Genomic DNA, 14,429 nt, shown 5'->3' with positions numbered 1-14,429 from the left:
TGGCTGCAATGGTTAAGTAGCTGCAATGATTAAGTAGCTGCAATGGTTAAGTAGCTGCAATGATTAAGTAGCTGCAATGGATAATCGGCTGGGTTGTTTGGTTTGTGACGAAAAAACCATGGCAATGCCATGAAAGGATTCAATATGAAAAGATGTATAAATTTTATGGTTATTGTAATTGTTGTTTTTACTTATGTAGATTCAGGTTGGGGAGAATCCATCACCTGGATTACGGATAATACCCCTGGTGGACACTTTATTATCGGGGGTGGCACTACATTTGATGAGAACAAACCTGGAATTGAAATTGAATTGTACCAGATGGTTGCAGAAAAACTGGGGCTTGATGTGACGTTTAAGCGTGCTCCCTGGAATATGTGCCTGAAGCAACTGGAGCACAATCAGGTTGAAGGGTTGTTTCCGGCAAGTTTCAAGCAGGACCGCATGAAGATCGGGGTTTATCCCATGAAAGGGGAGGAGGTGGATCTAACCCGTAAAACCCGAGACAACGCCTACTATCTGTATGCATTGCCATCTGCTCGTATTAGTTACACTCAGGGCGAAATCAAGGTTCTTGAAGGAAAAATCGGTGTACCAATTGGTTGGTCCATTGTTGAGGATCTTAAACAAAAAGAGCTTCCAATAAAGGAGGTTCCCATCCATAGAAACACTCCTGATCTGCTTCTTCAAAAGAGACTTGAAGGATTCATCTGCCTTGAAACTGTTTTTGATGCTTATCTGAATCGTCAATCATCGAAATATGGGGAGATTCAAAAACTCATCCCGCCTGTTAAAGAGAAACCCTATTACCTGATGCTGTCCCACAAGTTTGTGAAAGAAAATCCTACAACCGCAAAAAAAATATGGGATTCAATTTATGATATCAAACAGTCTGAAGAATATACCAAACTTGTAGATAAATATATTGATTAGAATCTCAAGAGTCGTAAGTTCCCACATCTACCATTATATATCTTCTTCTCAAATATATATTGTCTTCTCAAATATATATTGTCTTCTCAAAATCGACATATATAACCTCATGAGCCTTGTCAATACTGTCTGAATCAGGATATTTGGGATAATCAGGGTAAAAACATGTTTAAAGAACCTTCAGTTTCAAGAAATCTTTCCATCGGCTTGACGCTTGTTATTGTAGTTGTGAGCAGCCTCTCTCTTTTTATTATCTATTCCATGCAGATGAAAAAGGGGCAGGCGCAACTGGCTGAACAGAGCCGCCAATATGGTGATGTCATCGGCAACACTTTGAGCTATCCCCTGTGGAATCTGAGTGTGGAAAATATTGAGACCACAGCAAGGGCATACACAAATAACGATGTTATTGTCAAACTTATCGTATATGATGCATTTGATTCGATAATCTTCAATCACGATGTAACGGCAAGCATCCCGTCTGCCACAAAAGAGACTATCAAACTCTTCTATGAGTCCGGGTATGTTGGAAGTGTTGAGATATCCCTGACAGATCACTTTTTAAATCTTGCCCAGCAACAGATGCTCATCAACGGAATTATAACCGTTGGCATAACTCTTTTCACCCTGATCTTTCTGACAAGGCTCATGCTCCAATGGTTTCTGAAAAGACCGCTGGATACCTTGAAGACCATTACGGACAACTATGCAGAAGGACACTATGATCAGAAAAATCCAGATCAGCTCTTCGTTGAATTTAAAGGTTTTCTCTCTGTACTGCAATCCATGGGAGAGAAGATTAATGAGCAGATGGCCTCATTAAAAGCCTCCAATGCCAAATTGCTGAAAGCGGAAGTGAAATACAGAGGTATTTTTGAAAATGCTGTTCAGGGATTGTTTCAACTTTTAGAGAGTGGAGAAGTCATAAGTATCAATCTCGCCATGGTGAAAATTCTCGGTTTTGAATCCTATGACGATTTTAAACAAAGTGGAGATATCGTTACCTCATATCTTTTTCCCGATGCAGATGAAAAAAATGCTTTTTTTGACGATATGGAACAATTCGGCACCACAGTGAGACGTGAAATTAAAGGTATCAAAAAAAACGGACACCCATTCTGGGGCTTTCTGACCATAAGAAAAATTAAGGGCAATGATAATAATAGCCCTTTATTTGAAGGCTCACTGGAAGATATCACCGAACGTAAGAACCGGGAAAAAGCGGAAAGGGAACGTGAAGCTGCTCTGGCTGCAAGTGAAGCAAAAAGTACCTTTGTCGCCAATATGAGCCATGAAATCCGAACCCCAATGAATGCCGTGATCGGGCTTGCCGGATTGGCTTTGAGAACCGACCTCTCAGAAAAACAGCGGGATTATATTTCAAAAATCGACTCTTCTGCCCACATTCTCCTGAAAATCATCAATGATATTCTGGATTTTTCCAAAATTGAATCCGGCAAACTGGATGTGGAGTCCATTGAGTTCAATTTGGAGGAATTTCTGGACAATCTTTCTGGAATCATTTCTCTTAAAGCCGAAGAGAAAGGGCTGGATTTGCTGTTTGATATCTCCGATGATGTTCATCCTGGTCTGATAGGCGATCCCCACCGTCTGAATCAGGTTCTGATCAACCTTGTCAGCAATTCAATCAAGTTCACTGAAAAAGGTCAGGTTATCCTCAAGGTGAACAAGAGTCTGGAGCAGCCGGAAGATTTGTCAAAACAGCGAATAGACTTCTCCATCATAGATACTGGAATCGGAATGACCCAGGAGCAAATGGGCAACCTCTTTCAATCCTTTACCCAGGCGGACAGTTCCATAACCAGAAAATATGGGGGAACCGGCCTTGGATTGAATATCAGCAAAAATCTCATTGAGATGATGGGCGGTAGCATTAGTGTTCAAAGTGAAGAGGGTAAAGGAAGTACATTTCAATTTTCTCTTCCCTTTGGTGTTCACCATAATGTAAAAATCGTGCCTGCCATTCCTCCGGAACTCACAGGAATGCGGGTACTTGTGGTGGATGATAACAGTGCCGCCCGCCAGATTCTTGCTGAAACCCTTGAAATATTGTCCTTCAAAGTTACCCAGGTCGCTTCTGCCAAAGAAGCCATTGAAGAGATTGAAACGGCATTTCGGGCAGAGAAGCCGTTTCAACTGGTATTGATGGATTGGAAAATGCCCGAAATAGACGGAATCGAAGCAACCCGAATGATCAAATCCAACCCCCTTCTATCCTCGGTACCTTCCATTTTGATGGTGACAGCCTATGGCATTGATGAACTCAAAAAGAAGGCCAGCACGGCAGGAAGTGATGCCTTTCTTGTGAAACCTGTAACTCCGAAAGTGCTATATAGTACAATTGTGTCTGTGATGATGAAGGAAGAGTTCATAAAAAATGAAGGCGTTGGGGATCAAACCTTATCCACTCCCTATGAAAACGGCTTGGCCACCATACGGGGCGCACGAATTCTGCTTGTGGAAGATAACCTAATCAACCAGCAGATCGCACTGGAACTTCTGGAATACGAACAGTTCAGGGTAACCACGGCAGATAATGGTAAGGAGGCAGTTGCCCTCATCACATCACAGGATGAAAACAATCTGTTTGACGCCATTCTTATGGATGTGCAGATGTCTGTTATGGACGGCTATACGGCCACAAAAAAAATCAGGGAACTTCCCCATCCCCGTTCAGGAATTCCCATTATTGCCATGACTGCCCATGCCATGGAACAGGAGAGGGACAACTGTTTTAAGGTTGGAATGGATGACTTTGTTGCTAAACCCATAGATCCTGGAACTCTTTTTAAAACTCTTGTCAAATGGATACCACCAAAGGAAAACGATGTTCTGTTACAAGACAATACTCCTTTTTTGGGAGAAGGAACTGGTGAACAGAGAACCCAAATTTCTAAAGAACCAAAAGAGACTCAAGATCATAACGATCACAAAACTATCCAGGTAAAACAAAAATCCAGGGCAGAAGAATCCCTTTTACCTGACGTTCTTGAGGGGTTTGACTTAAAAGGAGGCCTTGCACGATTGGCTGGAAATGAAACCAGATATAGTGAATTGCTGGCCTTATTCCACACAGAAAACCGTGACCTTGGAGAAGAGATGCAATCTGACATTGAATCCGGCCTGTATGACATTGTCATGGAAAAAGCGCATACCATGAAAGGTATGGCCGGAAACCTGGGTGCAAACCGCCTTCATAAAGCTGCCGCAGACCTGGAAGCGGCGGCTCACAACAAAAGTATCACCCTGGCGGATCCAATCTGGGAGACCTATGTCGAGGAATTAACCGCCACTTTGACAACTCTTAAAGCTTTTAAGAAACTTCTCAACAGGGAAGGTGCTGAAACACCTGACAACGCTGTTTCATTTAAGGTTGAAGAGATTGAAGAGGTTCTGAGTGATATTAAATACAATTTACCCATAGACTACACAACTGCAATGGATCGCTCCAGGGAGCTTTTTGACATGCTCAAAGGATCACCACTTAATGACACAGCGAAAAGGCTCTATCAACTGGTGACAGACTTTGAAGAGGACTCCGCCCTTGAGTATATAGAAACGTTTTATGAAAAATTAAAAGAAGCCAATAGTTAATGAGCCCGATGATAAAGCTGACGCCTTGTTACGCTTTCTCATTATTTTGGATATGATAAGGAACGGGATCGAATTAACTTACCCTAACTCACCCTTTTCCATTACTTCACCTCTCCATTCATGAAGATGGTGCAGGGGGGGTGAGGTGAATGGGCAAGTTATTTAGATTCTGTTCCTAATCTGTTTTGGAGAGACATTTGAATAAAGAAAAAGAACAAAAAAAACCGACCATAATGATTGTAGAAGATGTTCCGGCAAATCTACACATTCTGATTGAACTTTTAAAAAACGATTACAGGGTTATCCCTGTTAAAGATGGTGAAACAGCCCTTAAAAAATTATCAGGAATAGCGCTTCCGGATCTTGTTCTGCTTGATATTGTCATGCCGGGGATGGATGGGTATGAGGTGTGCAGAAACCTTAAAAATAACCCTGCTACAAAAGAGATTCCCGTCATCTTCATAACTGCTGTATCCGAGGCCATGGATGATGCAAAAGCATTTGAAATAGGAGCTGTTGATTATATCACGAAACCATTTAACCCCCTCACCGTCAAAGCCAGGGTAAGAACCCATGTCAACTTGAGCCAGACCGTGAAAGCATTGCAGGAGGCTCTGAAAAAGATCAAAACCCTTAACGGGCTTCTTCCCATATGCTCTTCATGTAAAAAAATCAGGGATGATAAAGGGTATTGGAATCTGTTGGAAGCCTATATCGAAAAACGATCCGATGCCTCTTTTACTCACTCATTGTGCCCTAATTGTATTGAACAATTGTATGGTGATGAAGATTGGTATAAAAAAAAGAAGGTAAACCGTCATGGCCGGGGTCTGGCCACCCCCGATCATGAAAATAATGTATCTATTTCCACGGTAAACAGGCATGATTGATTACGTATCAATCACCCCCAAATATAAAAATGACAGTCATTTTCACGGTAAAATAAAAATCAAGGTTTGATTGTCGGGTAGAAAAAGCCTCTTAGCTTTGCATTGCCTGTAAAATCATCCGACAATTCAAACTTGAAGAAGCATTAGTGCTGTTTTGACAAATGAAAGGAGACTTTGAACCATGACAAAACAATTTCTGAAAAAAAGAGTTCTGTTAATATCATTTATGGTTATTGCCCTCTCTATCTACCTGCTGTTTTTCCCTATAACGGTGTTTGCAACTCCTGCTACAGCACCTACAATGGTGCTTACAGCAGATGATCACAGTATCAATATCTCATGGAACAATGTTTCCGGTGCAACCGGTTATATTCTTGATTATGCGCCATATCCTTTTACTGGCATTGAGACCATTGGCTCAATTGATGTGGGAGAGATTACATCTTTTGAGGTTAATCTTTGGGAAAATGCTGCTTTTTACGTTGCTATCAGAGCTTATGACCAGAATGGAGCCAGCGATTATTCCAATGTTGATTACTTTATCCTTAAGTCAAATCAGGATAATTCATATACAACGGATGGAAATCCTGCCTATTTGGCAGATGAGTGGCTATATCTGGGTGGCCCTCCTGGTGGTATTGGTTATGACGTTAGGATTCAGCCTGATAACTCAAACATCATGTATGTCACAGATGCCAATGCAGGAATCTTCAAAAGTCTGGATGGTGGTAAAACATGGAAAACCAGCAGCAATGGTATTGGCTCCAGCTTTGGGGAGTCCGTGGATATCATACCCAGTTTCTGTTTAACCATAGACCCCAATAATTATAACACCATATGGAGTGGTACACAGTACACCAGTGGTGTTTATAAAAGTGTGGACGCCGGAGCCACATGGGTTAATATGAACAAAGGTGACAACGGAATCAGTGAACGAGAACTTTCGGTGAGAGGTTTTACAGTTGATCCGTCCGATTCTGATATTGTATATATGGCCGCTGAAGTGTCAAGCTGGGAGTGGAACAATGGGGAGCCCATAACCACCTGTGGCTTTGACCGAACCAAAGGGGTAGTTTATAAAAGTTTAGATGGTGGTGATACCTGGAGTAAAATCTGGTCTGGCGATAATCTTGCCCGTTACATATGGATTGATCCCCGAGACAATCAAACCATATATGTTTCCACAGGAATATTTGATCGCCACGCCTACAATAGCGATTGCGATTCCTTTAAACCAGGTGGAGTTGGCATTTTAAAAAGTACTGATGGTGGTAAGAGTTGGCAGGATCAGGGGGTTGAAAATGGTTTTGATTCCAACGGAGGACTTTTTTTAGGCTCTTTGTTCATGGATCCTGTTAATCCTGATGTGCTTTTAGCAGCATCATACGTGGAGTTTGAAGGAGCTGATTCCACAAAGATATACAGAACCAGCGACGGTGGTGAAAACTGGATTTCTGTTTTTTCCGAATTTGAAGTATCATCGGTGGAAATCTGTCAGTGCAATAATCAGATTGTCTATGGTGCAGGTAAAGCCGGCCTTGTGAAATCAACGGATAACGGTATGACATGGCAGATTTTGGGACGTAAAAACTGGGGACCTCCTGGTGTTATAGCAGGTGCTGCCATTGATATACAGTGCGATCCCAATGATTGTAACAGGGTTTTTGTTAACAACTACAATGGCGGTAATTTTTTTAGTGCTGACGGCGGAACTACCTGGAGCAACGCCTCTGATGGTTATTCCGGTGCTTTAGTCAGCAGTATTGCCGTTGATCCTCAAAACCCAGCCACGCTTTTCAGTGCTTCACGAGGTGGTTTTTTCACCACAACGGATGGTGGGGCTACATGGAATGGCCTATCCTATGGTGATGCCCATGAGCAGGAAGGTACCAAGATAGCTATAAACCCTTTGGATTCAACCCATCTCGTAGGTTTTATTATTGATGCTGGCCATTTCCCTCTATACAGTGAAGATAGTGGTCAAGACTGGAAGGGTGCAAGTTTTTTTACCGAAGGTTCTGGGCTTTGGCAGGACGGAGAGCCTGAAGGATCAGAATCAGTTATGGATCTATTTTTTGCCCCTGTCAGTGGCCGGAAGATATATGCTACCATAGGTGAGCGTGGATGTTCTGTTGACGGCGGCTGCAAAGGCCGTGGAATAATGGTCTCTATCGACGGAGGAGGCTCATGGCAAAAGACAGGTTTGACTGATGGGCTGGTTTCCGGACTTGCCATTAATGGCGATGATGAATCGGAAATGTACGCAATAACATATTCAGGTACACTTTACCATTCCAGCGATGCTGGAACTATATGGAATTTGATGGGCAGCTCATCTGTGAACGTTACTAACCCAGATCCTGACATGAGCTTTCCCCCACAGGTAGCTACTGTTCTTGCCCTTGATCCCTTTAATAACAAGAAACTTTACCATGGAATGAACCCCGGAGGAATAAGAGTAAGTCTGGATGGCGGTGCATCCTGGTCAGACAGTTCCATCGGCCTACCTCCAGAGATAAGGGTTACCGATATTGAGCCTGCCCCAAATCGTGAAGGCTTACTCTATCTTTCAGGTTTTCATAGTGGAGTGTTCTACTCTCTGGATGGGGGAAAGAGTTGGTTGAAAATCAACAATGGCCTTCGTAACAGGTCTATTAATAACCTTTCCCTCTCGGCAGACGGCTCAATTCTATATGCTGCCTCTGGTGGGAGCGGTGTGTATCGTCTTGGTAGTTTAATAATGTCAGCAAAAGGAGAATAAATTGCATTGTCTTGCCCGTATTATAATTGTGGCGATACTTTGTATGGCATCTCCTACCTTTCAAAACAACGTACAGGGTGAAACCATTTCCGGAATTGTTATTGATGATAAGGGCATAGGTGTACCCGATGCTGTGGTGAGTGTGCAGACGATGGCCATTGAGACTATTACAGATTCCAATGGTTATTTTTTACTGGAAACAGACTTGGAAAAAGAGATTAATCTGACTGCCTGGGCCAGTGGCTTTTTTATTTCAGGCCCCTTTACTGCAGATAGAAGCGACAATTCCGTAACCATAACCTTGCAACCTCATTCCCTTGACGACAATATCAATTATCAGTGGGTCAGTGCCCATTCTCAGCCGGACAGCGAGGATAATTGCCAGCTTTGTCATTCAGATTATGGTAATAAAAACTCTTTATTCCCATATGATGAGTGGCTTCAGGATGCACATTCCGGTTCTGCACAAAATCCTCTTTTTCTCTCCATGTATCTGGGGACAGATCTTGACGGCAATAAAAGTCCGTTGCGTCAATTTGCCTGGGATCGTGATTATGGAATGATTCCCCTGCCTCCAGATCCCAATGAACCCTATTATGGACCTGGTTTTAAACTTGATTTTCCTGCTCTTGATGGAAATTGTGCCACATGCCACGCCCCTCTTTCTGCGGTAAATGAACCTTATGGCGTTAATCCCGATGATTTGACCGGTGTTGATACGGAAGGGATAAGCTGCGATTTCTGTCATAAGATCTGGAGTGTAGATTTAAATGAAACAACAAAGTTGCCCGGAGAAAATATGACTGGAGTGTTATCCTACGAATTTATGCGTCCAATGGATGGACACCAGTTTTTTGCAGGCCCTCTGAAAGATGTTGCACCTGGTGAAGATACATATTTACCTTTGCAGAGTGAGTCTGCATTCTGTGCACCTTGCCATTATGCTGTTTTTGGAGATACGCTTGTGTATAATTCTTATGGTGAATGGTTGGAAAGTCCATATAGCGATCCTCAAAGTGGTCAAACATGTCAGGAGTGTCATATGCCTCTGCGTGGTGCTGACCATTTTGCAGTTATGGATAAGGGAGGGTTGACGAGGGATAGTAACACCCTTCGCAGCCATCGCATGACCGGGGTAGGGGACTTGGAGTTTATGGAAAATGCCCTCACCATGGATGTTGAAGCAAACATTGAAGAGGCTGGTCTGGAAGTTAGCGTGACCCTCACCAATGATAATACTGGGCATCATATTCCCACTGGTAATCCAATGCGTCACATGATTCTTGTTGTGAATGCCTTTGATGAAGACGGCACTCTTACGCTTGTCAATGGACCTGTAATCCCAGAATGGTGCGGGGATGGCGATAATGAAGATGATTTTGCAGGACTTCCGGGCAGGGCATATGCAAAAGTCCTGGAAGATACCTGGAGCAGAGAATATCCTACTGGTTCCTATTGGAACAGTACTAAACTTGTCTCTGATAACCGTATCGCAGCTTTTGCCTCTGATACAACAGAGTATCTCTTCAGTGCAGATTTAGAGCAGGATATCTGGATTTCAGCAAAACTCTATTATCGCAGGGGATTTAAAAAAATAATGGAACAAAAAGGTTGGAAGGTTCCTGATATGCTCATTAAAGAGTCCAAGCTCCGATTGTCGCCTTATATGGATCAACAAGACGAATGCATAACCGTTCCTGACACCTCTTTGCACTTTAGAGTAGAGCCTCTCTCTTCACCAATATGCTCAACACTGCCCTCTAAAATGAATCCTTTTGGCTTTGGTCAACTTGCCTCAGGTGGAACTGCCATGGATGTGCGCATTTCCCTTGAGTGTTTTACTGCAAAGGTGGATCTTTTCTTTGCTGTCATACCTCCGGAGTCGATAACCTCAGAAATTTTATTTTTTTGTTCGGACAACACCTTAAAACCCTTTGATGGAGAATGGATTCCTTGGCGAAGAGATGTATCAGAGCCTCTGGATTACACTCTGTTCTCAAACATAGACCTGTCCGAACTTTCCCAAGGTAACTATATTTTTTTGCTTCTTGTGACACCTTCTGGAAATATTGATCAATACTACTTATGGGAAACCATTTACTCAAAATAAACATCTTTAGCTTTTTCCTTAATTTTTTACATTATGGGGTGGGACTGACACCCATGATCGTTTAGTCAAATTGAAAAATGCGTAATAGATTATCGCATTATTAATGTGATATTATCGTGTTGCTTAAACTCTAAATATTAGGTAATTTCACTGAGATTGAATGGATGAAATTACCTAATATTTAGTGATTGCCCTTTGGACATGGTATTTTTAAGGAACGTGAGAATGCATCAACTTGCAAAGAATTTTGGGATATGCTCAACATGTAATCATCGGACAGATTGTTTTTTTCTAAAGAACAGCCTGGAAATGGGAAAACGGATATACAACTGTGATGATTTCGATGATTTTTCCGATGAAAAAAAACAGATGATAGATAGACAAACATTTGTCTGTCGCTTGGACAGCACAACCGGCTTTCATTTTTTTGAATGTCGGTAGTGTTACGTCAAGGTTTAGTTGTCGGGTAGAACGCCTTTTGAAAACAAGCCGCCTCAAGTGGGAATCGTGAAGCCGCAATGAGAAGATAAACAAGCGATGAGCACAAAAAAACCAAAGCTTCTCAGTAAATTCAATGCTCGCCCCGACATCTATCGTGATATCATGGCCTATGAGGTCAAGGAAATACTACTGATCTCAAGTCCCTACAACATGTTCAACATGGAAGAGGGCAGTAGCCTTGCATCAAAGATAATCAATGAATACAGTGGGTTAAATTTGCGCTATCCACCGGTCATCACCGGGGCATCATCTGCAAGTGAAGCCCTTGCCCTCTTGGGTGAAAAACGGTTTGACATGGTGCTGATCGTTCCCCATCTCAAGGAGACGGATATTTTTTCCCTGGGAAGAAATATCAAGGCCATTCAACCCGATGTTAAGGCCATGCTTCTCTCCCCAAGCATCAGAGCTCTTCCATCGAAACGAGATGCGCTATACGACAACGGTATTGATACAATTTTTATCTGGTCTGGTAACTCTGACCTTCTCATAACCCTCATCAAAAATGCCGAAGATCATGTGAATGTCGATAACGATACTTCTCTGGCCAATGTCAGGGTTGTCATTCTGGTGGAGGATTGTCCGGAGTACTACTCTTATATGCTCCCCATCATTTATAAGGAAATTGTCACCCAAACCCAAGCTCTTCTTGCAACAGATCTTAGTGACGCCATGAAGCTTCTCACCATGCGTGCAAGGCCCAAACTTCTTCTGGCCAAAAATTATGAAGAGGCTCAGGCATTATATGAGCGCTACAAAAATTTTTTGTTGTGTGTGATTTCAGACACGCGGTTCCCTAAAAATAATAGTATCGACCCAGAAGCGGGAATCAAACTGTTTAGCCATATCCGCAGTGAGTTCCAGGGGCTTCCCCTTCTTCTCATGAGTTCGGAAAATGAGAATGGTAAAAAAGCAAGTCAGATTCCTGCCCTGTTTCTGGACAAAAATCATCCCAATTTACGCCACGCCACCCGCATGTTCTTCCTGAACCACCTGGGATTCGGTAATTTTGTCTTTTGTATGCCCAATGGCCGTAACATCGATATTGCCACCAACTTGATGCAGTTGGAGACAAAACTCTCCACCATTCCGGATGAATCCCTTGCCTACCATGCCGATCGAGACCATTTTTCATCATGGCTCATGGCCCGTTCCGAAATCGGTCTTGCGCTGAAATTTAGAGCGTGTAAAAGCAGCGATTTTAACACTCCTGATGAGCTGAGAAGTTTCATTGTCAATAATATTCACGCACTGAGAAAATTCCAGAATCGAGGCTTGGTATCGACATTTGACGAAAACTATTTTGATTCAGAGGTAAAAGAATTTGTCAAAATCGGCCAAGGCTCCCTGGGAGGCAAGGGCAGAGGCCTGGCGTTTATGTACGGACTTCTGGAGCAGGAAGAAGAACTTCACAAATCCCATCCAAAATTTACTATCAAAATCCCTCAAACGCTTGTTCTCTGTACTGATGTTTTTGAGGCATTCATCAGCCAAAATCACCTGGAAAACTTCGAAACCCGGACACATCCTGTGGAAGAGGTTGTGGAGGTGTTTCTCCGTTCAGAGTTGCCGACATGGCTGATTCGTCAACTTAAGGCATTTCTATCCCAGGTCAAGGTTCCTCTGGCAGTACGCTCATCCAGTCAGTTGGAAGATGCTCAATTTCAACCGTATGCCGGGCTCTACAAAACCTACAAGATTCCCAATAATCATCCGGATCTTTCCATGCGCATCATTCACCTGGCCAATGCTGTCAAGTTGGTCTTTGCCTCCACCTATTACGATGATGCCAAGGCATTTCACCGGAACACCTCCGGTCACCCGTTCCGCGATTCAATGGCAGTGATTGTCCAGGCCATTGCAGGAATGCACTATGGGGATTACTTCTATCCTGCCGTATCCGGAGTTGCCCAATCAGTCAATTACTATCCCTTTGCCGATATGAGACCGGAGCATGGCATTGCTCACATTGCATTGGGCTTGGGTAAGACTGTTGTTGACGGAGAAAAGAGTTTGCGGTTTTCCCCTGGCAGCCCGCAAGTTCTCCCTCAGTTCTCATTGATTGATGATATCTTAATGAATGCCCAGACCACATTTTATGCGCTAAAGACAAACAATTATTCTGATGCGCTTCATTTCGGTCGCCACTCTAACCTCGAAAAGCGTGACCTGTACGAAGCCCTGGATGAGTATCCGGTGCAAGCCCTCTCCAGCACCTACATCCCGGAAGAGAATCGAATTCGTGACACCTGGGGCGCGACAGGTCCGAAACTTCTGACATTCTCCCGGCTTCTGAAATACAACACTCCACCGATTGCGCCACTGCTCTCGGATCTTCTCGATCTTGGAGGCAGGGTATTTGGCGGGCCTGTTGAAATGGAGTTTGCCATCAATCTCTATCCGGAGTCGCAACGCCCCAGTGACTTCCACTTCCTGCAAATACGTCCAATGCCGGGAGACGATAAACAGCAGGAAACCCGGATCTGTCAGCAAGATATCGACTCGGCCGTCTGTTACTCATCTTCAGCTCTTGGCAACGGGATATTTAAAAATATCCTCGATATCGTCTATGTGACTCCCCAGGCATTTTCCGTGTCTGCCACCCCATACATCGCTGAAGAGATCGGGCGAATCAATGCCGGACTGGTTAAGGCTGATCGCCGTTATCTTCTCATTGGTCCGGGACGCTGGGGCGGGTCTGACCCATGGCTGGGCATACCTGTCAAATGGCATACCATCTCCGGTATCGGAGCGATCATCGAACTGAAAAATGAACAGCTCAATGCAGACGCCTCACAAGGCTCCCACTTTTTTCATAATATCACCTCCCTCGGTATTCCCTATATTACAGTGAATGAATTGGCTGGGAGGGCACTATGTGGATCTGAATATAGAAAAAACAATCCGGATTTCTTAGACTGGAAATGGTTAGAAACATGTAAGCTGATCTGTGAGACTCAATATTTACGTCATGTAATGCTATCTGCCCCCATCTGCATTAAAATGGATGGGAAAAAATCAAGATGTGTCATCACCGCCCCATCATAATTATTTACCACTTATCCAAAATCCTGTATTTTGAGCAAGATTGAAAAGATTTGAGTGTAGCCTTTTTTGATCACTCGGTAGGCCAAACTTCAGCCCCAGACTACATCTCCATGGCTGGAGAGGGGGAGAATAATGCAAAAAGGGTACACTCAAAAGATTTAAAGGATAGCCACATATGGACAACAGCCCTGAAGCCAGATTTATACGCCAGGCCCATGAGTTGAATGAAAGAATAAAGGAGATCAACTGCCTTTACGGAATCTCCAAAGTTGTTGAGCAGGCTCACATTTCTCTGGAAGAGGTCTATCAGCAGGTGATCGCCCTAATTCCCCGTTCTTGGCAGTACCCTGACATTACCTGTGCCCGGTGTATTGTCCACGGCACCGTTTATCAGACCGAGAATTACAAGGAAACCTGCTGGAAGCAATCTGCGGATATTATGGTCTATCGTCAGGTAATCGGTGTGCTCACCGTCAGTTATCTGGAAAAAATGCCGGACAGTCATGAAGGGCCGTTTCTCGAAGAAGAGCGCTCTCTTATTAATGCCATTGCCGAACGGTTGGGGCGTACCACA

At 43.5% G+C, this 14,429-nt stretch carries 6 protein-coding genes and 1 pseudogene; all 7 read left to right on the top strand.

All coding sequences use genetic code 11. The features are described from left to right. The first annotated feature begins 144 nt into the window (after positions 1 to 144). Positions 145 to 933 (top strand): substrate-binding periplasmic protein, encoded by a 789-nt coding sequence (locus MTBBW1_RS07285; RefSeq protein WP_186441138.1) that lies wholly within the window; start codon positions 145 to 147, stop codon positions 931 to 933. A 165-nt stretch (positions 934 to 1,098) separates the two neighbouring features. Beyond that, positions 1,099 to 4,548 (top strand): response regulator, encoded by a 3,450-nt coding sequence (locus tag MTBBW1_RS07280; RefSeq protein ID WP_080801327.1) that lies wholly within the window; start codon positions 1,099 to 1,101, stop codon positions 4,546 to 4,548. A gap of 197 nt (positions 4,549 to 4,745) precedes the next feature. Beyond that, positions 4,746 to 5,438, top strand: a complete 693-nt coding sequence (locus MTBBW1_RS07275) for a response regulator (protein ID WP_245809294.1) — start codon at positions 4,746 to 4,748, stop codon at positions 5,436 to 5,438. Between the two features lie 181 nt (positions 5,439 to 5,619). Beyond that, entirely contained in the window at positions 5,620 to 8,199 is a 2,580-nt protein-coding gene (locus MTBBW1_RS07270) for a hypothetical protein (RefSeq protein ID WP_080801326.1), read from the top strand. A 1-nt stretch (position 8,200) separates the two neighbouring features. Continuing rightward, positions 8,201 to 10,309 (top strand): carboxypeptidase-like regulatory domain-containing protein, encoded by a 2,109-nt coding sequence (locus MTBBW1_RS07265; protein WP_080801323.1) that lies wholly within the window; start codon positions 8,201 to 8,203, stop codon positions 10,307 to 10,309. A 537-nt stretch (positions 10,310 to 10,846) separates the two neighbouring features. Then, a complete protein-coding gene (locus MTBBW1_RS07255; RefSeq protein WP_080801317.1) occupies positions 10,847 to 13,855 on the top strand; it encodes a PEP/pyruvate-binding domain-containing protein in 3,009 nt (1,002 codons plus the stop codon). Positions 13,856 to 14,030: 175 nt separating this feature from the next. Further along, positions 14,031 to 14,429, top strand: a pseudogene (locus MTBBW1_RS28230) (helix-turn-helix transcriptional regulator); the annotation flags it as partial.

This window comes from Desulfamplus magnetovallimortis (assembly GCF_900170035.1).
GTDB classification, from domain to species: domain Bacteria; phylum Desulfobacterota; class Desulfobacteria; order Desulfobacterales; family Desulfobacteraceae; genus Desulfamplus; species Desulfamplus magnetovallimortis.
Note: the sequence above shows the minus strand (reverse complement) of the source record. Positions and strands in the feature narration are given on the sequence as shown.